The organism is Geodermatophilus sp. CPCC 205506 (assembly GCF_051383635.1).
GTDB lineage: Bacteria > Actinomycetota > Actinomycetes > Mycobacteriales > Geodermatophilaceae > Geodermatophilus.
This window is the reverse complement of the sequence record NZ_JALPKP010000016.1, coordinates 82266-104886: the sequence shown is the minus strand read 5'-3', so window position 1 is coordinate 104886 and position 22621 is coordinate 82266. Positions and strand designations below refer to the sequence as shown.

17 protein-coding genes are annotated in these 22621 nt (G+C 75.9%); 12 read left to right on the top strand and 5 right to left on the bottom strand.

Annotated features, from left to right (window positions below):
• Positions 1 to 1056, bottom strand: a 1056-nt coding sequence (locus tag MY520_RS11510) for an Hsp70 family protein (RefSeq protein WP_436692233.1), incomplete at its 3' end; no start/stop codon positions are given.
• 319 nt (positions 1057 to 1375) lie between these two features.
• On the opposite strand from MY520_RS11510, the gene MY520_RS11505 reads away from it, so the two are divergent.
• From MY520_RS11505 to MY520_RS11495, 3 genes are all read left to right on the top strand, one after another.
• Complete coding sequence (locus MY520_RS11505; protein WP_436692232.1) at positions 1376 to 2587, top strand: IniB N-terminal domain-containing protein; 1212 nt, start codon at positions 1376 to 1378, stop codon at positions 2585 to 2587.
• A gap of 108 nt (positions 2588 to 2695) precedes the next feature.
• Positions 2696 to 4504: a dynamin family protein gene (locus tag MY520_RS11500; RefSeq protein WP_436692231.1), complete on the top strand. Its 1809-nt coding sequence runs from the start codon at positions 2696 to 2698 to the stop codon at positions 4502 to 4504.
• Positions 4501 to 6069, top strand: coding sequence for a dynamin family protein (locus MY520_RS11495; protein WP_436692230.1), 1569 nt, complete (start codon positions 4501 to 4503; stop codon positions 6067 to 6069). Before MY520_RS11500 ends, MY520_RS11495 begins: the two co-directional genes overlap by 4 nt.
• On the opposite strand, the gene MY520_RS11490 is transcribed toward MY520_RS11495, so the two are convergent.
• Both MY520_RS11490 and MY520_RS11485 read right to left on the bottom strand, forming a co-directional pair.
• The gene (locus MY520_RS11490; RefSeq protein WP_436692229.1) at positions 5980 to 6609 is read right to left on the bottom strand and encodes a hypothetical protein; all 630 of its coding nucleotides are present in this window, start codon (positions 6607 to 6609) and stop codon (positions 5980 to 5982) included. The two genes, MY520_RS11495 and MY520_RS11490, sit on opposite strands and share 90 nt — an antisense overlap.
• 159 nt (positions 6610 to 6768) lie before the next feature.
• Positions 6769 to 7545, bottom strand: a complete 777-nt coding sequence (locus tag MY520_RS11485; protein ID WP_436692228.1) for an enoyl-CoA hydratase-related protein — start codon at positions 7543 to 7545, stop codon at positions 6769 to 6771.
• 260 nt (positions 7546 to 7805) lie between these two features.
• Here MY520_RS11485 and efeB point away from each other — a divergent pair, with 260 nt between their 5' ends.
• From efeB to MY520_RS11470, 3 genes are all read left to right on the top strand, one after another.
• Positions 7806 to 9113, top strand: a complete 1308-nt coding sequence (gene efeB, locus MY520_RS11480; protein ID WP_436692227.1) for an iron uptake transporter deferrochelatase/peroxidase subunit — start codon at positions 7806 to 7808, stop codon at positions 9111 to 9113.
• A 248-nt stretch (positions 9114 to 9361) separates the two neighbouring features.
• Positions 9362 to 11008 (top strand): protein kinase domain-containing protein, encoded by a 1647-nt coding sequence (locus MY520_RS11475; protein ID WP_436692226.1) that lies wholly within the window; start codon positions 9362 to 9364, stop codon positions 11006 to 11008.
• Between the two features lie 89 nt (positions 11009 to 11097).
• Complete coding sequence (locus MY520_RS11470) at positions 11098 to 12675, top strand: protein kinase domain-containing protein (RefSeq protein ID WP_436692225.1); 1578 nt, start codon at positions 11098 to 11100, stop codon at positions 12673 to 12675.
• 138 nt (positions 12676 to 12813) lie between these two features.
• Here MY520_RS11470 and MY520_RS11465 read toward each other — a convergent pair whose 3' ends face one another.
• Complete coding sequence (locus MY520_RS11465; protein ID WP_436692224.1) at positions 12814 to 13422, bottom strand: hypothetical protein; 609 nt, start codon at positions 13420 to 13422, stop codon at positions 12814 to 12816.
• Between the two features lie 127 nt (positions 13423 to 13549).
• Between MY520_RS11465 and MY520_RS11460 the strand changes: the two genes are divergently transcribed.
• The gene (locus tag MY520_RS11460) at positions 13550 to 14827 is read left to right on the top strand and encodes a competence/damage-inducible protein A (protein WP_436692223.1); all 1278 of its coding nucleotides are present in this window, start codon (positions 13550 to 13552) and stop codon (positions 14825 to 14827) included.
• A gap of 22 nt (positions 14828 to 14849) precedes the next feature.
• Here the strand turns inward: MY520_RS11460 and MY520_RS11455 are convergent, their stop codons facing one another.
• Complete coding sequence (locus MY520_RS11455) at positions 14850 to 15146, bottom strand: hypothetical protein (RefSeq protein ID WP_436692222.1); 297 nt, start codon at positions 15144 to 15146, stop codon at positions 14850 to 14852.
• 765 nt (positions 15147 to 15911) lie between these two features.
• Here MY520_RS11455 and MY520_RS11450 point away from each other — a divergent pair.
• From MY520_RS11450 to MY520_RS11430, 5 genes are all read left to right on the top strand, one after another.
• The gene (locus MY520_RS11450) at positions 15912 to 16193 is read left to right on the top strand and encodes an HNH endonuclease signature motif containing protein (protein WP_436692221.1); all 282 of its coding nucleotides are present in this window, start codon (positions 15912 to 15914) and stop codon (positions 16191 to 16193) included.
• Positions 16194 to 16305: 112 nt separating this feature from the next.
• Positions 16306 to 17937, top strand: coding sequence for an acyl-CoA dehydrogenase family protein (locus MY520_RS11445; RefSeq protein ID WP_436692220.1), 1632 nt, complete (start codon positions 16306 to 16308; stop codon positions 17935 to 17937).
• A 152-nt stretch (positions 17938 to 18089) separates the two neighbouring features.
• A complete protein-coding gene (locus tag MY520_RS11440) occupies positions 18090 to 20156 on the top strand; it encodes a putative bifunctional diguanylate cyclase/phosphodiesterase (RefSeq protein WP_436692219.1) in 2067 nt (688 codons plus the stop codon).
• Between the two features lie 137 nt (positions 20157 to 20293).
• The gene (locus tag MY520_RS11435) at positions 20294 to 20983 is read left to right on the top strand and encodes an NYN domain-containing protein (RefSeq protein WP_436692218.1); all 690 of its coding nucleotides are present in this window, start codon (positions 20294 to 20296) and stop codon (positions 20981 to 20983) included.
• Between the two features lie 5 nt (positions 20984 to 20988).
• Positions 20989 to 22488 (top strand): phospholipase D-like domain-containing protein, encoded by a 1500-nt coding sequence (locus MY520_RS11430; RefSeq protein WP_436692217.1) that lies wholly within the window; start codon positions 20989 to 20991, stop codon positions 22486 to 22488.
• Positions 22489 to 22621: the final 133 nt, after the last annotated feature.

Sequence of the window (22621 nt, the reverse complement as noted above, 5' to 3'; positions counted from 1 at the left end):
GGATCCGACTTGCGGGCGGCGCCGGCCCCGGGCAGCCGGCGGCGCGTCGTCCACAGCGACGAGGGCGGTGCCGGCGGCGTCGGGAGCCGGCTCGGCCGCGATCGCCTCCGCGGCGAGCCCGGCCGCGCCGAGGGCCGCGGAGAGTGCGGGGTCGGGGCCGACCACCACCGGGCGGTCCAGCTCGCCGGAGAGCAGTTCGGCGACCAGCGGCAGCCGTCCTCCTCCGCCGGCGAGCACCACGGCGTCCAGCCGGTGGAGGTCCACCCCGGCGGCGGCGACCGTGGCGGCCAGCGCCGCCACCGACGCCCGCGCCGGTCCGGCCAGCAGTTCGTCGAGCTCCTCGCGGGTGACGCGGACCGGTCCGGAGCCGCCGTCGACGTCCACCGCCGTCTCCGCCGCGAGCGCCTCCTTGGCGGCGACGCAGGCGGCCCGCAGCGCGCGGGCCGCGTCGCGGGTCCCCGGCTCACCGGCCGGGAGGTCCGTGTAGGGGCGGACGAGGCCCAGCACGAGGTCGTCGACGTCCCGGCCGCCCCACGGCAGGGGGGCAGGGGGGACGGCGAGGTGCGCCAGGGGCTCGTCGGGGGTGGGGCCGACGACGGCGGTGTCCAGGCTGCTCGCCCCGAGGTCGTAGACGGCGACCGTCGGCTCGGCCGGCAGGTCGCCGGTGCTGACGTGGTGCTGCACCGCGGCCACCGCACCGGACACCAGCGAGAACCGGGGCACGCCGGCGGACTCCAGGGCGCGGGCCAGCACCGCCCGCCGGTGCCCGCCCCAGCTGGGCGGGACGGTCACCACGGTCCAGGAGTCGGGGCGCCCGGCGCGGCCGGCGGCGACCCCGCGGGCCCGCTGGACGGCCGCGGCGGCGAGGTCTTCGGCCGCGACCGGGACGTCGCCGTCGTACACCGGCACCGGGGCGCCGACCCGCGCCATCACCCGGCACCCCGGGTCCCCGAGGGGGAGCGCCTCCGCGCCGCCCCCGTCCCCTGCCTCACACACCGCGACGGCGACCGTGCCGTCACCGATGTCGATCCCCAACCCGTACTCGCCGTTGCGCACAGGGCCCCCCGGTCCGTTTCCACTCCCCCGGGGCCCTTCGTCGGACCGGCCGGGAACCCGGACCGTAGGGCGGTCGCGGCCCTCCTGTCCCCGGTGGCGCACGCATCCGACGCATGCGGACGGTAAGTGGGGGGCGACACCCCGCAGCCCCTAACGGGGAGTCAACGGGCGCCCCGCAATCGGGTGACGACGGTTGGGGGATCGGACCCGATGCCGGGGGCACGCCGGGGCCGCTGCACTCCTGTCGGCAGCCGCCCCACGGCGGACGGCTCGATGACCACGACCCACAGTGACGAACCACGATCAGGGAGTGCCAGCCATGTCGACCCTCGCCAGCACGCTGCTCGACTTCATCCTCGAGCTCTTCAAGGACCCGGAGAAGGCGGCCGCCTACGAGGCGGACCCGCAGGGCACGCTGGACGCCGCCGGCCTGTCCGACGCCACCGCCGACGACGTCGCGGCGCTCATGCCGATCGTCACCGACCACTCGACGGTCGGCGGCTGGGGTGGCCGCGACTCCTGCGACGACGACGACCGCGGCGGCGTGGCCGGCGCCCGGCGCCCCGACCGGGACGACGACGACCGCGACCACGGGTACCGCCCGGCCCGGCGGGACGACGACCGGCACGACCGCGACGACGACCACCACGACGGCGGGCACCACCACGGTGGCGTCGGCGGGGCGCCGGCGCCGGTGGCCGGGTCCGAGACCGTGGTGATCACCCACCTGCAGCACATCCAGTACACGAACACCGAGACCCACGTCTCGCTCGACGCCTCCCACAGCATCTGGGTCAGTGGCGACGCGCAGGCGATCTTCGGTGACGTCGACGGCGACGTGAACCAGATCGACAACAACGGCGGCGTCGTCGTCGGCGACGACCTCGAGGTGGACGGCGACCTCTCCCTCGACAACAGCGACCGCTCCGTCAACGACTCGTTCAACGTCGAGGACTCGTTCAACCCCGTGCAGTCGGGCAACGACATCGACGGGGACGGCGTGATCGGCAACGGCAACGAGGTCGGCAACACCGAGGTGGAGGTCAGCGTCGAGGACAGCCCGATCAACCTCGGCGGCAACCAGGCCGTCGACAGCTTCAACGGCAACGACATCGGCAGCAACAACGAGGACAACGACGTCATCGCCGATCGCGGCGGCCAGGTGGGCGACAACACCACCGTCGACGACGTGACCGTCGTGAACGACTCGTTCAACGGCAACGACCTGTCGGAGGACAACGACGGCGTCGACGACTCCTTCAACGGCAACGAGTTCGAGAACATCGGCAACGACAACTCGGACAACTCGCTGCAGGTCGAGGACTCGTTCACCAACGAGGAGGACAACTCCGTCCGGGTGGAGGACTCGTTCACCAACGAGGAGGACAACTCTGTCCGGGTCGAGGACTCCTTCACCACCGACAACTCGGTGGAGATCGAGGAGTCGTTCAACCCGGAGGACTCCTTCACCACCGAGGTCGAGACCGAGTACGAGGACTCGCTCGTGCTGGACGCGGACCCCGTCGCCTGATCCCCGGTCACCCGGCCCGGACGCCCCACGGGGTCGCCCGGGCCGGGTCGTGTCCTGCCCGCCCCCGCCCGTCCGGGTGGTAGACCGGGGACTCCCCCAGGAGGTGTCGTGGTCGCGTCAGCGCAGGTGCTCGAGCGGGCGATGGCCCTCGCCCAGGCGTGCGAGCGGCCGGACCTGCACCGGCGGCTGGTCCAGGCACGGGCCCGCGGCCAGGAGCCGGGGGTGCGCGTCCTGGTCGTGGGCGAGCCGAAGCAGGGAAAGAGCTCGCTGGTCAACGCGCTGGTGGGGGCCCCGGTCTGCCCGGTGGCCGACGACGTGGCCACCGTCGTTCCCACGGTCGTGCGGGCCGGGGAGGCGCCCCGGGCGACGCTGGTGCTCGCCACCGGGCCGGACGCCGGCGCCGCGGACCCGCCCACCGAGCGGGTACCGGTGCCGATCGAGCAGGTCGCCGCCCGGGTGACCGGCCGCGACGCCGAGCGGCTGCTGCAGGCCGAGGTGGAGCTGCCGCGCCGGCTGCTCGACGGGCTGGAGCTGGTCGACACCGCGGGCGTCGGCGGCGTCGGCACGGCCCGCGCGCTGCGGACGGTCGACCTGCTGCCCAGCGCGCACGCCGTCGTCCTGGTGTCCGACGCCAGCCAGGAGTTCACCGCTCCGGAGATGGCCTTCCTCGACCAGGCCCGCGCGCTCTGCCCGACCGTCGTCTGCGTCCTCACCAAGACCGACGCCTGCCCGTCCTGGCGCGCCGTGGCCGAGCTCGACCGCGGCCACCTGGCCGCCCGCGGCATCGACGCGCCGCTGTTCCCCGTCTCCGCCGCGCTGGCCCAGCTGGCCGTTCAGCACCGCGACCGGGAGCTGCACGAGGAGTCCGGCATCGGCGCGCTGGTCGACCACCTGCGCCGCCAGGTGGTGGACCGCGCCGAGGTGCTGGCCCGGCGCGCGCTGGTGCACGACGTCGCCGCGGTGACCGAGCACCTCGCCCTGGCGGTGCGCTCGGAGCTCTCCGGCCTGGAGGACCCGGCCGGCCGCGAGGAGCTGCTGCGCGGGCTGGAGGAGGCCAAGGCGGCCGCCGACGACCTGCGCCGGCGGTCGTCGCGCTGGCAGCAGGTGCTGGGCGACGGGGTCACCGACCTCATGAGCGACATCGACTTCGACCTCCGCGACCGCTCGCGGGTGGTGACCCGCGAGGCCGAGGAGGCCATCGACGCGCAGGACCCCGGGCCGACGTGGCCGGAGATCGCCGAGTGGCTGGACCGGCGGATCGCCGCCGCCGTCGCCGACAGCTACGTGTGGGCCGAGCAGCGCTCGGAGTGGCTGGCCGAGCGGGTGATCGAGCAGTTCGCGCGCGACGGCGGGGCCGCGGTGCCGGCGCTGTCGGTCGGGGCGGCCGGTGACGCGCTGGAGACGCTCATCGACCTGCCCGACATCGACGACGGGGCCATGACGCTGCGGGAGCGCACGCTCATCGGGCTGCGCGGCTCCTACACCGGCGTCCTCATGACCGGGCTCGTCACCAGCCTGGCCGGGATGGCGATCATCAACCCGGTGTCCCTGGCCGCGGGCGTGCTCCTGGGGCGCAAGGCCTACACCGACGACAAGAAGCAGCGGATCTCCCGCCGCCAGTCCGAGGCGAAGGCCGTCGTCCGCCGGCACCTGGAGGAGGTGGTCTTCCAGGTGGGCAAGCAGCTCAAGGACCGGCTGCGCACCGTCTCCCGCACCCTGCGCGACCTGATCACCGACACCGCCGAGGAGATGTCCCGCTCGCTGGCCGACGCGGTCGCCGCCGCGCAGCGCTCGACCAAGGAGGCGACCGCAGAGCGGGACGCGCGGATCCGCGACCTGAGGCTGCGACTGGCGCAGCTGGACCGGCTGGCCGCCGACGTCCGCCAGCTGGGCCGGGCGGCGGTGCCGGCGGCATGAGGACCGCGCAGCCGACGGTGCTGGAGGGTGTCCGCGCGCTGCTGGACGCGGCGGTCGAGCGCTACGACGCCGTCCCGGAGGTCGCCGACCGGCTGCGGGCCTCGCGCCGGCGGCTGGACGAGCCGCTGCGCCTGGCGCTGGTCGGCCGGGTCAAGTCGGGCAAGTCCACCCTGCTCAACGCCCTGGTGGGGGCGCGGATCGCGCCCACCGACGCCGGCGAGTGCACCCGCGTGGTCACGCTCTACCGGCACGGCGCCACCCCGCGGGTGGTGCTGCACGACGCCGACGGCGGGCAGCGCGGCCTGCCGGTCCGCCGGGCCGACGGCGGCCTGCGGCTGGAGCTCGGCGGCACCCCGCCGGAGGAGGTCTCGCACCTGCTGGTCGAGTGGCCGGCCGCCGACCTGCTGCCCGCCACCGTCGTCGACACCCCCGGCATCTCCTCGCTGTCGGCCGGCACCAGCGCCCGCACCCGCACGTTCCTCGACGCCGGACCCGGCCCGTCGGGCGCCGACGCGGTCGTCTTCCTCACCCGCCAGCCGCAGCCGGAGGACGTCGCCGTCCTGGCCGGGTTCCAGGCCGGCACCGAGGCGGGCCCGGGCCACACCACGACGATCACCGTGCTGTCCCGCGCCGACGAGGTGGGCGCCGGCCGGCTGGACGCGCTGCTGGCCGCCGGCGCGGTGGCCCGGCGGATGTCGGAGGACCCGGAGCTGGCGGCGGTGAGCTCGGCGGTGGTGCCGGTCGCCGGGCTGCTGGCCCTGGCCGGGCGGACCCTGCGGCACGGGGACTTCGTCGCGCTGCACGGCATGGCCACCGCCGACCAGGCGCAGGTGTCGCCGCTGCTGCTCACCGCGGACCGGTTCTGCCGGCCGGAGGCGCCGGTGCCGCTGTCGGCCGACGTCCGGAGGTCTCTGCTCGACCGGCTGGGGCTGTTCGGCATCCGGCTGGCGGTCACGCTCATCCGGGCCGGCGTCGCCGACGCTCCCGGGCTCGCCGACGAGCTGGTGCGCCGCAGCGGGCTAGCGGAGCTGCAGCGGCTGCTGCGGGTGCACTTCACCGACCGCGCTCCGCAGCTCAAGGCCGGGACGGCGCTGCGGCTGCTGGAGGGCGTGCTCGCCGAGCACCCGGTCGAGGGCGACGACGAGCTGCGGGCCGAGGCGGAGCGGTTGCGGCTGGCCGCGGCCGACCTCGGTGAGCTGGACCTCCTCGCCCGCTCCCGCTCGGCCGCGGGCCCGCTGCCGGCGGCCCTGCGCGACGACGCGGAGCGGCTCCTGGGCGCCGACGGCACGACCCCCGCCGCGCGGCTCGGCCTGCCGGAGGACGCCTCCGAGCCGGCCCTGCGGACGGCGGCCCGCCGGGCGCTGGACCGCTGGCGGGGGGCGGCCGCCGACCCGCTCGCCGACCGCGCCGCGGTGGACGCGGCCGACGTCGTCGTCCGCTCGTGCGAGGCGCTGCTCGCCGGGCTGGACGGCTGGTCAGCCGCGGTCGGGCCGGAACCAGGCGCGGGCGGACCGGCTGAGCAGCGGGACCAGCCCGAGCACGAACAGCCCGGCGGCGGCCAGTAGCGCGATCCGGTCGAGGTCGGCTCCGCCGGTGACGACGCTCTGCGTGATGTCGAGGGCGAGCAGCAGCGGCAGCGTGGTGACCAGCAGCGCCCAGCGGGCCCACGACCGGCCGCGCCCGACCAGCGCCACGCAGGCCAGGGCGACCAGCACGAGCACCGCCACGCTGCCGGTGACCAGCGCGGTGGTGGCCGCCACGCTGTCGCGCACCACGTCGACCGGGGCGGCCGGGTCCGCGGCGGTGGCGGTCGCGGTCAGCCGCTCGCGCAGCGCGACGCCGTCGGCCAGGGTGGCGGCCAGGCCGGTGGCCACGGCGGCCGCGCCGGCGCCCCACAGCCCGGTGACCAGCCGCAGCGCGGCGGGCTTGGTGCGCACCGGCCGCCCGATCGGCGCGGCCAGGTCGCTGGTCAGCGCCGGACGCGGCGGCGGCACCTGCGCCACGGTGTTGCCGGTCATCACGACCCGCCGGGGGAGCGGCCGGTGCGCCGTCCCGCCGGTCCTGTCGGCCTGCCGTTCCCCGCGTGGCTGCGCCAGCTCCGTCACGTGTCCCCCTCCGACGATCTCCGCAGGAGCCTGTCAGCCCGGTCGCCGCTCCCCGGCCGGGACCGGCTCACGGACGCCGACCGGCGTACCGGTGTGCTCGTGTCCGTACGGGGCGGAGTTCAGGTACTGCGGTCAGTGAGCAAAGGCCCGGGGCTGCTGTCAGCGCCCGGTGAAGCGCGGTGCCCGCTTCTCGAGGAACGCCTCGACGGCCTCGCGGTGGTCGGCGGTCTTCCCGAGCTCGGTCTGCAGCCGGGCCTCCAGGGCGAGGGTGTCCTCGAGGGCGTCGGTGGCGGCGGTGGCCAGGACGGTCTTGAGCGCCCGGTACGCGGCGGTGGGGCCGGCGGCCAGCCGGGCGGCCAGGGCCTGGGCCTCGGGCAGCACCTGGTCCGGCTCGACGACGCGGTGCACCAGGCCCCACGTCGCGGCGGTCTCGGCGGGGAAGGCGTCGGGCAGGAGCAGGATCTCCGCGGCCCGGGAGCCGCCGACGCAGTGCACCAGCCGGGAGGCCAGCGCGGAGTCGCTGGACAGGCCGATGCCGGTGAAGGCGGTCGTGAACTTGGCACCCGCGGCGGCGATCCGCAGGTCACCGGCGAGCGCGATGCCCATGCCGGCGCCCGCGCAGGCCCCGTTGATCGCGACGACCACCGGCACGCGCAGCGCGGCGAGCGCCAGGACCAGCGGGTTGTACTCGTCCTCGACCACCGACAGCGACGTGGCGGCGTCCCCGCGCAGCGCCTCGACGTGCTGGGCGAGGTCCTGGCCGACGCAGAAGGCGCGCCCGGTGCCGGTGAGCACGATCGCGCGCACCGACTCGTCGGCGCCGACCGCGCGGACGGCGTCGAGCAGCTCGCGCCGCGACTGGTGGGTGAGCCCGGCGCGCAGCAGCGTGAGGGTGGCGACGCCGCCGGCGTCCTCGCGGGAAACGGTCTCGGGCATCGTCGCCCCACCTCGTCCTTCGTCGTCGTCGTCGTCGTCGTGACCCGTGGTGGTCGGGTCCGGTCCCTGATCATCGCGGAGCTGCCGGCGGAGACTCCCGGGTGCTCACCGTCACAGCCACGGAGCGGCGCTGGCAAGCCGCTGGGGAACAGCCGTCCGGCCACTACTGTTTCCCCTGGTCGACGCACGCAGCCGGAGGGGCTCCGCCAGGCGGGCCGGGGCGCGGCGTCGACCCCGTCCGCCGATCGGCTGGAAGAGGTATGAGCGACACCACTCGGCAGCCCCCCACCGCGGGCCTGTCCCGCCGTCGGCTCCTCGGCCTGGCCGGGGCCGGTACCGCCGGCGTGCTCGCCTCGGGCGCCGCCGGCGCGGTCGTCGGCCGGGCGTCGGTGGAGGACACCACCGGTGGTGCTCCGGCGGCGACCGGGCCCTCACCCGCGGACGCCGTCCCGTTCACCGGCGCGCACCAGGCCGGCATCACCACACCGGCGCAGGACCGGCTGCACTTCGTCGCCTTCGACGTCGTCGCCGAGGATCGTGACGCGGTCGCCGCGCTGCTGCGGCTCTGGACGCAGGCCGCGCGCCGGCTGACCGCGGGGCAGGACGCCGGGCCGGTCGGATCCGTGCCCCCCGGGCCGGACGTCGTCCCCGACGACACCGGCGAGGCGCTGGGCCTGCCGCCGGCGGGGCTGACGCTGACCATCGGCTTCGGCCCCAGCCTGTTCACCACCCCGGACGGGCGCGACCGCTTCGGTCTGGCCGCCCGCCGCCCGGCGCCGCTGGTGGACCTGCCGCGCTTCCTCCGCGACGAGATCGACCCGGCGATCAGCGGCGGGGACATCTGCATCCAGGCCTGCGCCAACGACCCGCAGGTCGCCGTGCACGCGGTGCGCAACCTGACCCGGCTGGGCCAGGGCGTCGTGCGCGTGCGGTGGGCGCAGCTGGGGTTCGGCCGGACGTCGTCCACCTCCACCAGCCAGGAGACCCCGCGCAACCTCTTCGGCTTCAAGGACGGTACCGCCAACCTCAAGGCCGAGGCGTCCGCCGGGCTGGACCGCTTCGTGTGGGTGGGGCACGACGACGCCGACTGGCTGGCCGGAGGCACCTACCTGGTCACCCGCCGCATCCGCATGCAGCTGGAGGAGTGGGACGAGGAGTCGCTGCGCGCCCAGGAGCGGACCATCGGGCGCCGCAAGGGCTCCGGCGCGCCGCTCGGCCAGCAGCAGGAGTTCGACCCGACCGACTTCGCGGCGGAGGACGAGGGGGAGCCGGCCATCCCGCGCGACAGCCACGTCTTCCTCGCCCACCCGAACCAGGCCGGGACGGCGCTCCTGCGGCGCGGGTACAGCTTCGTCGACGGCTCCGACGCGCGCGGCGAGCTGGACGCGGGGCTGTTCTTCGTCGCCTTCCAGCGCAACCCGGAGACCGGCTTCGTCCGGGTGCAGCGCAACCTCGCCGAGGACGCGATGAGCGAGTACCTCAAGCACACCTCCTCCGGGGTCTACGCGTGCCCTCCGGGCGTGCAGGGGGACGACGACTGGTGGGGCCGGGCACTGTTCGAACAGTGACCGGTTTGTGACGAACGGCCCCCTCACGGCACGCCCCGAGCCTGGGACGATGGGAGTGGACGGCCCGACCGCGGCGCCGGACACCCCCACCACGACGTCCGTCCCCGGACCGCGACACGCCCGGGACGCGGTCGGCGTTCGCGGAGGTGTGTAGCCGCACGCACATCGGGGACACACCGGACCAGGGGCACCGGCACCCCTGGGCCGAGCAGCAGCGGCCGGGTCGGGCGGACGAGGAGTGAGCCACCGTGGTGGAGCCGGGTGGGCGGACGCTGGGGGAGCGCTACGAGCTCGCCCAGCTGATCGCCGCCGGTGGCATGGGTCAGGTCTGGCGGGGCACCGACGCGCTGCTCGGCCGGCAGGTCGCGGTCAAGGTCCTGCGCAGTGAGTACACCGGCGACCCGACCTTCCGCGCCCGCTTCCGCGCCGAGGCCCAGCACTCGGCGGCGCTGAGCCACCCGCACATCGCCGCGGTCTTCGACTACGGCGAGACCGAGGCGACCGACGGCAGCGGCGAGAAGCTGGCCTACCTGGTCATGGAGCTGGTCGAGGGCGAGCCGCTGTCGGCGGTGCTGCGCCGGGAGGGCCGGCTGGACGCCGAGAGCACCCTCTCGCTGCTGGAGCAGGCCGCCTCCGCGCTCGCCGAGGCGCACCGGGTGGGCCTGGTGCACCGCGACGTCAAGCCCGGCAACATCCTGGTCCGCGACGACGGCAGCGTGAAGATCACCGACTTCGGGATCGCCTGGTCGGCCGGCAGCGTGCCGCTCACCCGCACCGGCCAGGTCATCGGCACCCCGCAGTACCTCTCCCCCGAACAGGCCGAGGGCCGGCACGCCACCCCGGCCAGCGACGTCTACGCGCTCGGCCTGGTCGGCTACGAGTGCCTGACCGGGCACCCCGCGTTCGACGGCGACAACCCCGTCACGATCGCGCTCAAGCAGGTGCGCGAGGAACCCGACCCGCTGCCCGACGACCTGCCCCGCGAGATCCGCACGCTGATCCGCCGGGCGCTCTGCAAGAACCCCGAGGTCCGGATGCCGGACGGCGCGGCGTTCGTCGAGGCGATCGACGACGTGCGGGCCGGGCGTCCGCTGGAGGAGCCCCCGGCCACCTGCGCCGTGGTGCTGCCGGCTCCGCCCCCGCCGGCCCTCGGCGCCGGCACGGACGAGCAGGAGACCGTCCGGACCGCCGTTCCCGCCGCCCGCACCACCAGCCCACCGCCGCGCCGCCACCGGCGTTCGGCGGCGGTGCTCGTGCCGCTGATCGCGCTGCTGGTCGGTGCGGGGGTCGCCGCCGGGGTGTTCGCGGCGATCAACGGGGATCGGCAGCCGCTGCCGCAGGTGGCCGCGCAGACCGAGGACGCCGCCGAGATCGTGCTCGACCCGGCCGACTACGTGGGCCGCCCGGTGAACGACGTGGCGCTGTCCCTCTCCGCGCTGGGCCTGATCGTGCAGCGCAAGGAGGAGGTCACCGCGGACGCCGTCCCCGACATGGTGACCTCCGTCGACCCGGTCGGGCGGCCGCTGCGGGTCGGCGACGACGTCGTCGTCGCCTTCGCCGTCGCCCCACCCCCGACGCGGACGCCGAACCGCGGGTCGACGCCGGTCACCGGCGTGGCGGGGGAGGAGACGCCCGCCCCGGAGCAGGAGGAGGCGCCCGCTCCCGTGGAGGAGTCCGCGGCCCCGGCCAGCCCGACCCCCTCCGCCCCGACCACGACGCCGTCGGAGCTCCCGGCGAGCATGGCGCCGACCTCGACGAGCGGGTCGTCCTCGCCGCCCACGAGCACCGCGCCGACCACGACCCCGACCACGGCTCCGACGTCGTCCTCGCCGTCCGGCCCGCCGTCCTCCGACTCGGGCCCGCCCTCTCCGGACGAGGAGTCGGACCGGGGCTGACCCCCCCGACCGGGTGGTGTCGCCGCTCCGGGATGTCGCTCCCCGCGCACGGTGGCACGCTGGGAGCTCGCTGTGGGGACGGGGGTGCCGTGGGGGAGTCGGAGCGCTGCACGCTCGGCGACCGCTACGAGCTGGACTCCCTGGTCGCCGCGGGTGGCATGGGCCAGGTGTGGCGGGCGCGGGACCGCCTGCTGGACCGCGTGGTCGCGGTGAAGGTGCTGCGCAGCGAGTACACGGGTGACCCGACCTTCCTGGCCCGCTTCCGCGCCGAGGCGCACCACACCGGCCGGCTGGTGCACCCGAACATCGCCGCACTCCACGACTACGGCGAGGTGCGGACGGGCAGCGGCGAGACGCTGGCCTACCTGGTCATGGAGCTGGTCGAGGGGGAGTCCCTGTCGACGGTGCTGCAGGGAGCCCGGCTGGGCGCGGAGCGGACCCTGGACGTCGTCGGCCAGGCCGCCGCGGCGCTGGCTGCCGCGCACGCCGCCGGGGTCGTGCACCGCGACGTCAAGCCGGGCAACGTCCTGGTCGGCGTGGACGGCACCGTCAAGATCACCGACTTCGGGATCGCCTGGTCGGCCTCGAGCGTGCCGCTGACCCGGACCGGGCAGGTCGTCGGCACCGCGCACTACCTGTCCCCCGAGCAGGCCGCCGGTGGCCGGGCCGGGCCGGCGAGCGACGTCTACGCCCTCGGGCTGGTCGCCTACGAGTGCCTGGCCGGGGCGCGGGCCTTCGACGGCGAGAACCCGGTGCAGGTCGCCCTCATGCAACTCCGCGACGAGCCGCCGCCGCTGCCGGACGACGTCCCCGGGCCGCTGCGGACCCTGGTGGCGCGGGCTCTCGCCAAGGACCCCGCCGACCGGTTCCCCGACGGCGCGGCGTTCCGGGATGCGGTCGACGACGTCCGCGCCGGGCGCCCGCTCGCGCCGCCGCCGGTGCGCACGACGCCGCTGCCGCACGTGGGCTCCCCGTCCCGGGCCCGCCGCCGGCTGCTGGTGCCGGCCGCCGCGCTGCTGGCCGGTGTCGGGATCGGCGTGGCCGCCCTGCAGGTCGTGGGCGCACCGGGCGGAACGGCGCCGGTGGCCGTCGCGGACACCCTCACCCCCACGGCCGGGCCGGCGGACGACGCGGTGCTCGTCGCCGCCGCCGACCACGTGGGCCGGCCGGTCGAGGAGGTGGAGGCGGCACTGGCCGCCCTGGGGCTGCGCGTGCAGCGCGAGCCGGTGGAGCGGGCCGACGTGCCGGCCGGGATCGTGGTGGCCATCGGGCCGGTCGGTGCCCTGACCCGCGGCGACCTGGTGACGCTCGCGGTGGCGACGGCTCCCCCACCGGTGTTCCCGGAGACCGTCGTCCCCTCGTCGCCGGCGCAGGTGGCGGGGCCGGTTCCGGCGCCGGCGGGCTCCGGCGACTCCGGCGACTCCGGTGACTCCGGCGGCTCCGCGGTCCCGTCGCCGGCGGCCGGTGAGCCGGCGGTCCCGGCGCCCGCCGGCGGGGACTCGGGAGATGGGTCGACGGCGGAGGAGGCCGACGAGCCTCCCGGAGACGGGAACGGGAACGGGAACGGGCGGGCGAACGGCAACGGGAACGGGAAGGCGGACGGGAACGGGAAGGCGAACGGGAACGGCCGGGGGAACGGCAACGGCGGGGGGAACGGCGGCGGCTGAGCCGCGCTCGCCGGCGGGCCGGGCATGCCGGAGCCGGGCATGCCGGAGCCGGGCGCCGGCGTTCTCGGGGCCCGGCGTTCCGGGGAGATCAGGCTGAGGAGATCAGGCCCGGCGTTCCGGGGAGATCAGGCTGAGGAATCAGGCCCGGCGCGAGGGGGCGACCCAGAGCGCGGCGCCCAGGGCCGCCAGGCCCGCGGTGAGGACGAACCCGCGGTCGCTGGCGACCTGCGGCAGCACGACGAGCACCCAGAAGACGGCGGCGCCGGTCAGGCCACCGGCGGCGACCTTCCAGGCGGCGTCCGGACGCAGCCCGAGCCGCCGGCCGGCGAACGGCAGCAGCACGAGCAGCGCGGCGAGCGTGACGAACGCCGACCACAGCGACACCGTCGACCAATAGCGCGTGGCGCCGAAGCCCAGGAGCAGGCCGACCTCGAGCAGCGCGAGACCGAGCACGGCCAGGCCGGTGCCGAGCCGCGCGGCGCGCTGCTGAGGCGTAAGGGGGGTCCGCGGCTCCCGGGTGGTCCGGGGGCGACGCAGCCTGGGCGCGGCGGGCGGGGGTGGGGCGCCGGCACCGGGCAGGCCGGGGACGAAGTCCACCGGCCCGGTGGCCTGGACCTCCTCGGGCGCCCCGGCGGCGGGCACGTGGGCCGTGCCCACCCCGGGCATCCCGTCGAAGGTGATCTCGTTGGTCTCGGGCACCGCCTCGTGCGGGGCGATCGGCTGGGGGGTGGTGGTCGACTGGGTCACGGTTCCTCCTCGCTCGCGCGCGGCGGCCCGACGGTGGGACCTGCACTCGCCGTGGACGCTAGCCCTCGGCGTGCCGTGTCCCCGGGAGGCGACACGGCGGGTCCGCAGGCTCACTAGGGTCGGCCGGGTGGGCGCGCGCGCAGGAATCGTCGTCACCGGCACCGAGGTCCTCACCGGGCGGGTGACCGACCGGAACGGGCCGTGGCTGGCCGAGGAACTGCGTCGCCTCGGCGTCGACGTCGGCACCGTCCTGGTCGTGGGGGACCGGCCCGACGACCTGCGCGCCGCGCTGGGTTTCCTCGCCGCGCGCGGGGAGGACATCGTGATCACCACCGGTGGGCTCGGTCCCACCGCCGACGACCTCACCGCCGAGATCGTCGGGGAGGTGCAGGGACGGCCGTCGTCCCTCGACCCCGAGCTCGAACGGCACATCGCCGGGGTCGTCGAGCGGCTGATGACCCGCCGCGGCTGGCGCGCCGACCCCGAGGCGACGGCGGCCGGCACCCGCAAGCAGGCGATGGTGCCCGCCGGCGCCACGGTGCTCCCGCCGGTGGGGACGGCGCCCGGCCTCGTCGTCCCGCCGGCCGACGGCCGCACCGGACCGCCGGTCGTGGTGCTGCCGGGGCCGCCCCCGGAGCTGCAGGGGATGTGGCCGGCCGCGCTGGCGGCGGAGCCGGTGCAACGCGCGCTGGCCGGCCGCGGCGAGCTGCGGCAGGGGACGGTGCGGTTGTGGCGGGCGCTGGAGTCGGAGCTGGCCGCGACGCTGCGGCAGCACGACTTCCCCGGCCTGGAGATCACCACCTGCCTGCGGGACGGCGAACTGGAGATCGTCACCCGCTACGAGCCCCCGGCGCAGCCGGTGTACGACCGGCTGGCGACCGTCCTCGCCGAGGTGCACGGCGCGCAGCTGTTCTCGACCGGTCCGACGGTCGACGACCTCGTGGCCGAGGCGCTGGGGTCGCGGGGGCTCACGGTGGCGACCGCGGAGTCGTGCACCAGTGGGCTGCTCGCGGCCCGGCTGACCGAGCGGCCCGGCTCGTCGGCGTGGGTACTGGGCGGGGTGGTCTCCTACGCCAACTCGGCGAAGGAGCAACTGGTCGGCGTCCCCGCGGAGATGCTGGCCGAACACGGGGCGGTGAGCACGCAGGTGGCCCTGGCGCTGGCGGAGGGGGCGCGGGCGCGGTTCGGGGCCGACGTCGGCGTCGGGATCACCGGCATCGCCGGCCCGGGTGGCGGGACGCCGGACAAGCCGGTGGGCACGGTGCACCTGTGCGCCGTCGGCCCGGACGGCACCCAACCGCGGTCGGTGGTGCTGCCGGGGGACCGTGCGGCGGTGCGGCACCGCTCGGTCACGCTGGCGATGCACATGCTCCGGCAGTTGCTGCTCGGCGGGACGCCCGCCTGAGCGAGGCGTTCGCCGCCGCCGCTCACGGGCGGGGGTTGGTCCGCGTCCAGCCGCGGTCGTCGCGCCGGGCGCCCTGGGCCGCCCGGCAGCGGCGGCACACCGCCTGCACACCCTCCGCGTGGCGGCCCGACTCGGGCTGGACGTCGGCCCAGGTGACGTGCGGGAAGCGGGTCAGCCGCGACCTGCTCAGCGCCAGCCCGCACACCGTCTCGTTGCGCCCGCGCTCCCACGCGTGGACCTCCCCGGCGGGGTAGCGGATGCCGTCGTCGGGGTCGACCCACTGGTCCGCGGCCGCGACCGCTGCGCTGCGCACTCCCATGACGGGGCCCATACCCTGCGCCGCGACCCGCTCCGCGCCGCCCGGAGGGCCGAAGTGGCCACTTCGGCCCCTCAGCGGGCTCGGCTGGACGCCGCGGTGGCGTGTGGACGACGGGCCCGCAGCCGCTGCGGCCAGGAAAGCCGACCCACCGCCGCACCCGCGACACGCTCGACCCCACGACTCGGGCCGGCGTCCCGCTCGGGAGGGGCCACAGTGGCCACTGTGGCCCCTCAGCGGGGTCGGCTGCACGCCCCGGTGGCGTGTGGACGACGGGCCCGCGGCCGCTCTGATCGGTGTCTCACGGCTCGCTGCCCGTGGTGACGCGCTACTCGCTTCATGGCCCTCTGTGGGGGCGCGGCTGGATCTGTGGACAGGCCGCTCACCTGCGGATTCACGCGCCACTGGGTCGCGTGCCACGCGTAGACTTCGAACACATGATCGAAGCGTGCTGGGAGGTGGTCGTGGACGAGCTGGCGGTCGCACTGGACGGGCTGGCCGGCACGGACCTGTCACCGTTGTTCGGTCCGGCGCTGCTGGAGCGGTTGCGCCGGTTGCTGCTGGCGCAGAACCGGCTGGCCGCCGAGATCACCCGCACCGTGCGGCAGTGCGAGCGGACCGGGGCCGCCGAACACGACGGGCTCAAGACCATGCAGTCCTGGCTGCGCGGCCACGCCGGGCTCTCGCCGTCCTCGGTGGGGCACCTGGTGCGGAATGCGCGGGCGCTGGAGCATCTGCCGGCGGTGGCCGCCGGGTTCGCCCGCCCGGGTGGTGCCGCCGCACCTGCGCCGGGCGGTCGAGCACCGCGACCGGTCCTGCGTGTTCACCGGCTGCGGCGCCCCCACCCACTGGTGCGACGTCCACCATCTCCTGGAGTGGATCAACGGCGGCCCGACCAGCCTGGACAACTCCGCGCTGCTCTGCGAGCGGCACCACACCAAGGTCCACCACGGCTTCCGGATCGAACGACAACCTGACGGCCGATGGCGCACCTGGCGCCCCGACGGCACCGAGATCCTCCTCCACCCACCGATCGACGCGGCCGCGTGATCCGAGCCGATGACGTGGCGTCGCGCCCCCGCGCGCTTCGGCGCCGCAGGGGGCGGTCGCACCCCTCCGTCGCCCGTTCCACGTGGAACCGCACCGTCGTACGGTGCCGCGCATGGGCGTCACGCACGAGGTCACCAACCAGGCTCCACCGCTGGTCGGGCACGACCCGATCGCCGGCGACGCGGCGCTCAGCGAGGCCTGCGTGCGGCACGCGGACGCCGCCACCCTCGAGTCGCTCAAGGCCCTCGGCGCGCTGGCCGGCAGCGAGCAGGCGCAGGAGTGGGGCCGGCTGGCCAACGAGAACCCGCCGCGGCTGCGCACCCACGACCGCTACGGCCACCGGGTCGACGAGGTCGAGTTCCACCCCGCCTGGCACGAGCTCATGCGCACCGCCGTCGAGCAGGGCCTGGCCGGCGCCCCCTGGTGCCAGGACCCCGCTCACCCGGAACCGCACGCCCACGTCCGCCGGGCGGTCGGCTACCTCGGCTGGACCCAGGTCGAGATGGGCCACGGCTGCCCGGTGACGATGACCTACGCCGCCGTCCCCGCGCTGCGCGCCGCCCCGGAGCTGGCCGCGCGGTTCGAGCCGGGGCTCACCGCGACCAGCTACGAGTTCGGGCTCGCCGAACCGACGGGCAAGCGCGGCCTGATCGCCGGCATGGGCATGACCGAGAAGCAGGGCGGCTCCGACGTCCGTGCCAACACCACCCGCGCCGTCCCCCAGGGCGACGGGACGTACGCCCTGACCGGCCACAAGTGGTTCACCTCCGCCCCCATGAGCGACCTGTTCCTGGTGCTCGCCCAGCTGGACGAGGGCGTCTCCTGCTTCCTCGTGCCCCGCGTGCTACCCGACGGCACCCGCAACGTGTTCCGCCTGCAGCGGCTCAAGGACAAGCTCGGCGACCGCTCCAACGCCTCGAGCGAGGTCGAGTTCGAGGGGACGACGGCCTGGCTGGTCGGGGAGCCCGGCCGCGGCGTCCCGACGATCATCGAGATGGTCAACACCACCCGGCTCGACTGCGTGCTGGGCTCGGCCGCGACCCTGCGCGCCGCGCTCACCCAGGCCGTCCACCACGCCCGGCACCGGCGGGCCTTCGGGGCACTGCTGGCCGAGCAGCCGCTCATGCAGAACGTCCTCGCCGACCTCGCGGTCGAGAGCGAGGCGGCGACCGCGCTGGCCATCCGGCTGGCGGCCGCCGTCGACGCCGGTGAGACCGCGTTCCTCCGCCTCGCCGGCGCGGCCGCCAAGTTCTGGATCTGCAAGCGCACCCCCACCGCGGTCGCGGAGGCGCTGGAGGTGCTCGGCGGCAACGGCTACGTCGAGGAGTCCGGCATGCCCCGGCTCTACCGCCAGGCGCCGCTCAACTCCATCTGGGAGGGGTCGGGCAACGTCATCGCCCTCGACGTGCTGCGCGCGCTGGGCCGCTCCTCGGACTCGCCGGCCGCCGTCCGGGAGGAACTGGAGCAGGCGCGCGGCGCCGACCGCCGCCTGGACGCCGCCGTCGACCGGCTGGCGGCGGAACTCGCCGACCCCGAGGCGCTCCCGCTGCGGGCCCGCCGCATCGCCGGACTGCTCGCCCTGTGCCTGCAGGGGTCGCTGCTGGTCCGCCACGCGCCCGCGGCCGTCGCCGGCGCCTTCTGCGCCTCGCGCCTGGGCGGGGACTGGGGCGCGGTGCTCGGCACACTGCCGTCCGACACGCCGACGGCTCGGATCCTTGATCGAACCGCCGTCTCACCTGTCTGAATCCCAACCGTGTGGTTACCCTCGGTGGTGCGTCGCGCGCCAGGCGCCGTCGAGGGGGACGGTGAGCCGGCGTGGGTCCCGGACGAGGGCCGACGTGTTCGCCGGGGGAAGAGAAAGCGGGCAGGGTGCACCGTCATGTCGAGAGTGGGCGCTTGGCCCCGACCGACCCGCTGTCCTCGGTACCCGACGCGGTCTACCGCATCGACCCCGGGGGCCGCTTCGCCTACGTGAACCGCGCCGCCGAGGAGCTGCTCGGCCGCCGCGCCGTGGACCTGGTCGGCCGGGACGCCCTCGACTGCTTCCCCGCGCTGCGCGGCACCATCATGGAGGAGCACTACCGCGCGGCGGCCGCCGAGGGCCGGCCGCGCACCGTCGAGTTCTTCTACTCGCCGCACGGCCGCTGGTACGAGGCGCGCGTGTTCCCGAGCAGCTCCGGGCTCACCGTCTTCCTGCGCGACGTCGACGAGTGGCACCGCATCGAGGCCGCGCGGGCGCAGGAGCTCACCCAGCTGACCGCCGTGATCGAGGCCCTGCCGCCGCCCACCGTGCTGGTCGACGGCGGTGGCCGGATCGTCACGGTCAACCGTCGCTGGGTCGAGGCCGGTCGCATCGTGGGCGCGGCCGGCTACCGCGTCGGGCAGGTGGGCGACGACTACCTCGAGGTCGTCACCCAGGGCATGAGCGCCGACGACCGCAAGGTGATCACCGCCGGGGTGGCAGAGCTGATGGCCGGCGGGCCCGGGGTGGCCGACCAGGTGTTCGCCCACGACTACCACCACCCCCTGCGCCGCGACAACGCGTGGTTCCGCATCCAGGCCGCCCGGGTGGAGGCCTCCGGTCAGGTGGTCATCACCCACACCGACATCACCGAGCGCGTCCAGGACCAGGAGGCGTTGGCCTGGCAGGCCACCCACGACGACCTGACCGGCCTGCCCAACCGATCCCAGCTGCTGTACCTGATCAGCGAGGCCCTCGCCGACAGGAACGCCCGCGCCTCGCTGCTCTTCCTCGACCTGGACGGCTTCAAGACGGTCAACGACTCGCTCGGCCACGAGCTCGGCGACGAGCTGCTGCGCCAGGTCGGCGCGCGGCTGGAGGAGCAGGTGCGCCCCGGGGACGCCGTCGGCCGCCTGGGCGGCGACCAGTTCCTCGTCCTCGCCCGCGGCTGCGACACCTCCGAGGCCGCCGCCCTGGCCTTCCGGCTGCAGAGCTCGTTCAGCCGGCCGTTCGTCGCCGAGGGCATCTCCGTCCCGCTGTCGGCCAGCATCGGCGTCGCCGCGGCCCAGCCGGGCGTCCGGCAGGCGCACCAGCTGCTCAGCGACGCCGACGCCGCCGCCTACGCCGCCAAGGGCTCCGGCCGCGACCGCATCCACCTGTTCTCCCCCGGGCTTCGCGAGGCCGCGCGGTGGCGGTTGGAGGTGGCCAACCGGCTGCGGGACGGCGCGGTGGACGAGTTCGTCGTGCACTACCAGCCCCTGGTCCGCGTCGACACCGGCGCGGTGGAGGGCGTGGAGGCGCTGCTCCGGTGGCAGCACCCGGAGCGCGGCCTGCTCGCCCCCGACGCCTTCCTCTCCGTCGCCGAGGAGACCGGGCAGCTCATCCCGATCACCCGCTGGCTGCTCGGCGAGACCACGCGGCAGGCGGCCGAGTGGGCCGCCGAGGGGCTGCCGCTGCGCATGTCGGTGAACATCAGCGCCCGCCACTTCTCCGCCGAGACCCTGGTGCACGACGTCCGGCTGGCGCTGCACGACTCCGGCCTCGCCCCGGAGAACCTGGTGCTCGAGCTGACCGAGACCTCCGTCGCGGAGGACCCCACCCGCGCCGAGGACCAGCTGTCGGTGCTGCGCAGCTTCGGCGTCCGGGTGGCGATCGACGACTTCGGCACCGGCTGGTCCTCCCTCGCCCAGCTGCTCGCCCTGCCGATCGGCACCCTCAAGATCGACCGGTCGCTGCTCACCGCGGCCGCGCGGCTCGCCGCCGGCGGCACCGGAGCGGTGCTGGCCGCGATCGTGTCGCTGGCCCGGACCCTCGGCATCCGGTCGGTCGCCGAGGGCGTCGAGACCGCCGAGCACCTGCAGATGGTGCGCGACGCCGGCTGCGACTTCGCCCAGGGCTACCTGCTGGCCCACCCGATGCCGGCCGAGGAGATCACCCGGTGGGCCTCGCGGGTGCGCGCCGCCGGCGGCGACTCGTGCGCGCTCGCCCTCCAGGGCCGCTGAGCGGCCTCCGGACGCCGTCGCGCCGGGCACCCGGGCTCCGGCGGCGGGTGACCCGGCGGGCCACCGCACCGGCCGGTCCGCCGCGCCCGGTGCAGGCACCGGCCACCGCTCCGCAGCCGACCGGGCAGACTGCCCCCGTGACCGACCTGGACCTCGCCGCCGAGCCGGCGCTCGACACCGACGTCACGGACGGCCGCGCCCGCCCGGCGCTCGACCTGCTGATCTGGGACGCGCCCAACATCGACATGACCCTCTCCACGGTCATCGGCGCCCGCCCCACCGCGGCGTCGCGGCCGCGGTTCGACGCGATCGCCGCCTGGTTCGTCGAGGGCGCCGGCGATCCCGGGGTGCCCGACGCCCCGGAGGTGGAGGCCTGCGTCTTCGCCAACATCCCGCCGGTCGTCGGCTCGCTGCAGCGCTGGGTGGAGGCGCTGCGCAGCTTCGGGTTCGCCGTCTTCGCCCGCCCCAAGGCCCAGCCGGACGACGACATCGACCAGGCCATGCTCGACCACATCGCCGTCCGGCAGCACAGCCACCGGCTGCGCCGGCTGGTCGTCTTCTCCGGCGACGGGCGGAACTTCGCCGAGCCGCTGGAGGCGCTGGCCCGCGCCGGCACCCAGGTCGTCGTCGTCGCGTTCAGCGAGGTCGCCGGGTACGCGATCAGCTCCGACGTCCTGGAGTTCATCGACATCGAGGACGTCCCCGGCGCGTTCGTCGAGCCGCTGGACCGCGTCCGCCTCGACGCCCTGCCGCCGGACGGCGCCTGGCTGCGGCCCACCCGGAGCCTGCGGGACTTCGTGTCCGGCTTCCTGCGGCGGAACGGCTGACCGGGGTGTACGACGAGGGCTCCGGGCCGCTCGCCACCGAGGACCTGCTGGTCCCGGGCGAGACCTGCTGGCGGATCGAGCGCGCCGACCGGCACGCCGTCTTCGTGGACGCCGCGGACTACTTCGCCGCGCTCAAGGGCGCGGTGCTCCGCGCCGAGCGGCGGGTGCTGTTCATCGGCTGGGACTTCGACCCGCGGATCCGGCTGGACCCCCGGCGCCAGGGACGCCGCGGCTCGGGTTCCCGCCGCGCCGACAAGCTGGGCCGGGTGCTGGAGGACGCGGTCAAGGCCAACCCGCAGCTGGAGATCGGCGTCCTGCAGTGGGACCTGGGCATGGTCTTCGCCCTGGCGCGGGGGCTGGCGCCCATCGTCCTGCTGAACCGGCGCACGCCGGACCGGCTGACGATGACGGTCGACACGCACCACCCCGTCGGCGGCGCGCACCACCAGAAGATCGTGGTCATCGACGACTGCCTGGCCTTCGCCGGTGGCATCGACGTCACCGCCGACCGCTGGGACACCGCGGAGCACCTGGACCGCCAGCCGCTGCGCCGCCGGCCCGGGACGCACCGGCCCACCGGGCCCTGGCACGACGTCACGAGCCTCGTCTCCGGGCCGGCCGCCCGGGCGCTGGGCGACCTGGCACGCGAGCGGTGGGAGAGCGGCACCGGCCGGAGCCTGGAGCCGGTGACCGGTGTGGAGGCGTGCTGGCCGCCTGAGGTCGAGCCGCTGCTGACCGACGTCGATGTCGCCATCTCCCGCACCCGCCCCGAGCACGGCGGCGCGGAGCTGGTGCACGAGATCGAGCTGCTCTGGCTGGCCGTGATCGCCGGCGCCCGGCGCACCGTCTACATCGAGAGCCAGTACTTCGCCAACCGCCGCATCGCCGAGGCGATCGCCGAGCGGCTCCGCGAGGACGACGGCCCGGAGTTCGTCGTCGTCAACCCGGAGAGCGCCTACGGGTGGCTGGACGAGAAGGCGATGGGTCCGGCCCGCGCCAAGCTCCTGGCCCTGATCGAGGACGCCGACGTGCACGGCCGGTTCCGGCTCTACGTGCCGGTCACCGAGGGCCGCCACCCGATCTACGTGCACGCCAAGGTGCTCGTCGTCGACGACCGGCTGCTGCGGGTCGGGTCGGCCAACCTGAACAACCGGTCGATGGGGCTGGACACCGAGTGCGACGTCTCCATCGAGGTCCGCCCCGACGACCCGCGGCGTGACGAGCTGGCCGCGGCGGTCACCGGGCTGCGTGACCGCCTGCTCGGCGAGCACCTCGGCGTCCCGCCCGAGGCGGTGGCGGAGGTGATCGCCGACTGCGGTGGGTCCCTGCTGACGGCGGTGGAGCGGCTGCGCCGCCCGGTCGGCCGCTCGCTGGTCCCCTTCACCCCGCCCGACCTGGGCCCGGTGGACCGGACGCTCGCCGACACCGAGCTGCTCGACGCCGAGCGGACGCCGAACCGCTGGCGCCGGATCCGCCGCAGCTTCCGCCCCCGCCTGCGGCGCTGAGCCCGGGAGGACGCCAGAGGCTTCCGCCCGGCCTCCCCCTGCGGGGGTGGGTGGCGGCCGCGGAACGGTTGCGGGCCTGAACCCCGGTTACCGTTCCTCCGAGCGCGACGTCTGTGAACCGGGGCCGTCGTGG

Coding starts and splice junctions, on each gene's coding strand:
- MY520_RS11445 (WP_436692220.1), top strand. CDS start 16,306: ATGGGCGTCACGCACGAGGTCACCAACCAGGCTCCACCGCTGGTCGGG.
- MY520_RS11455 (WP_436692222.1), bottom strand. CDS start 15,146: ATGGGAGTGCGCAGCGCAGCGGTCGCGGCCGCGGACCAGTGGGTCGAC.
- MY520_RS11485 (WP_436692228.1), bottom strand. CDS start 7,545: ATGCCCGAGACCGTTTCCCGCGAGGACGCCGGCGGCGTCGCCACCCTC.
- MY520_RS11505 (WP_436692232.1), top strand. CDS start 1,376: ATGTCGACCCTCGCCAGCACGCTGCTCGACTTCATCCTCGAGCTCTTC.
- MY520_RS11495 (WP_436692230.1), top strand. CDS start 4,501: ATGAGGACCGCGCAGCCGACGGTGCTGGAGGGTGTCCGCGCGCTGCTG.
- efeB (WP_436692227.1), top strand. CDS start 7,806: ATGAGCGACACCACTCGGCAGCCCCCCACCGCGGGCCTGTCCCGCCGT.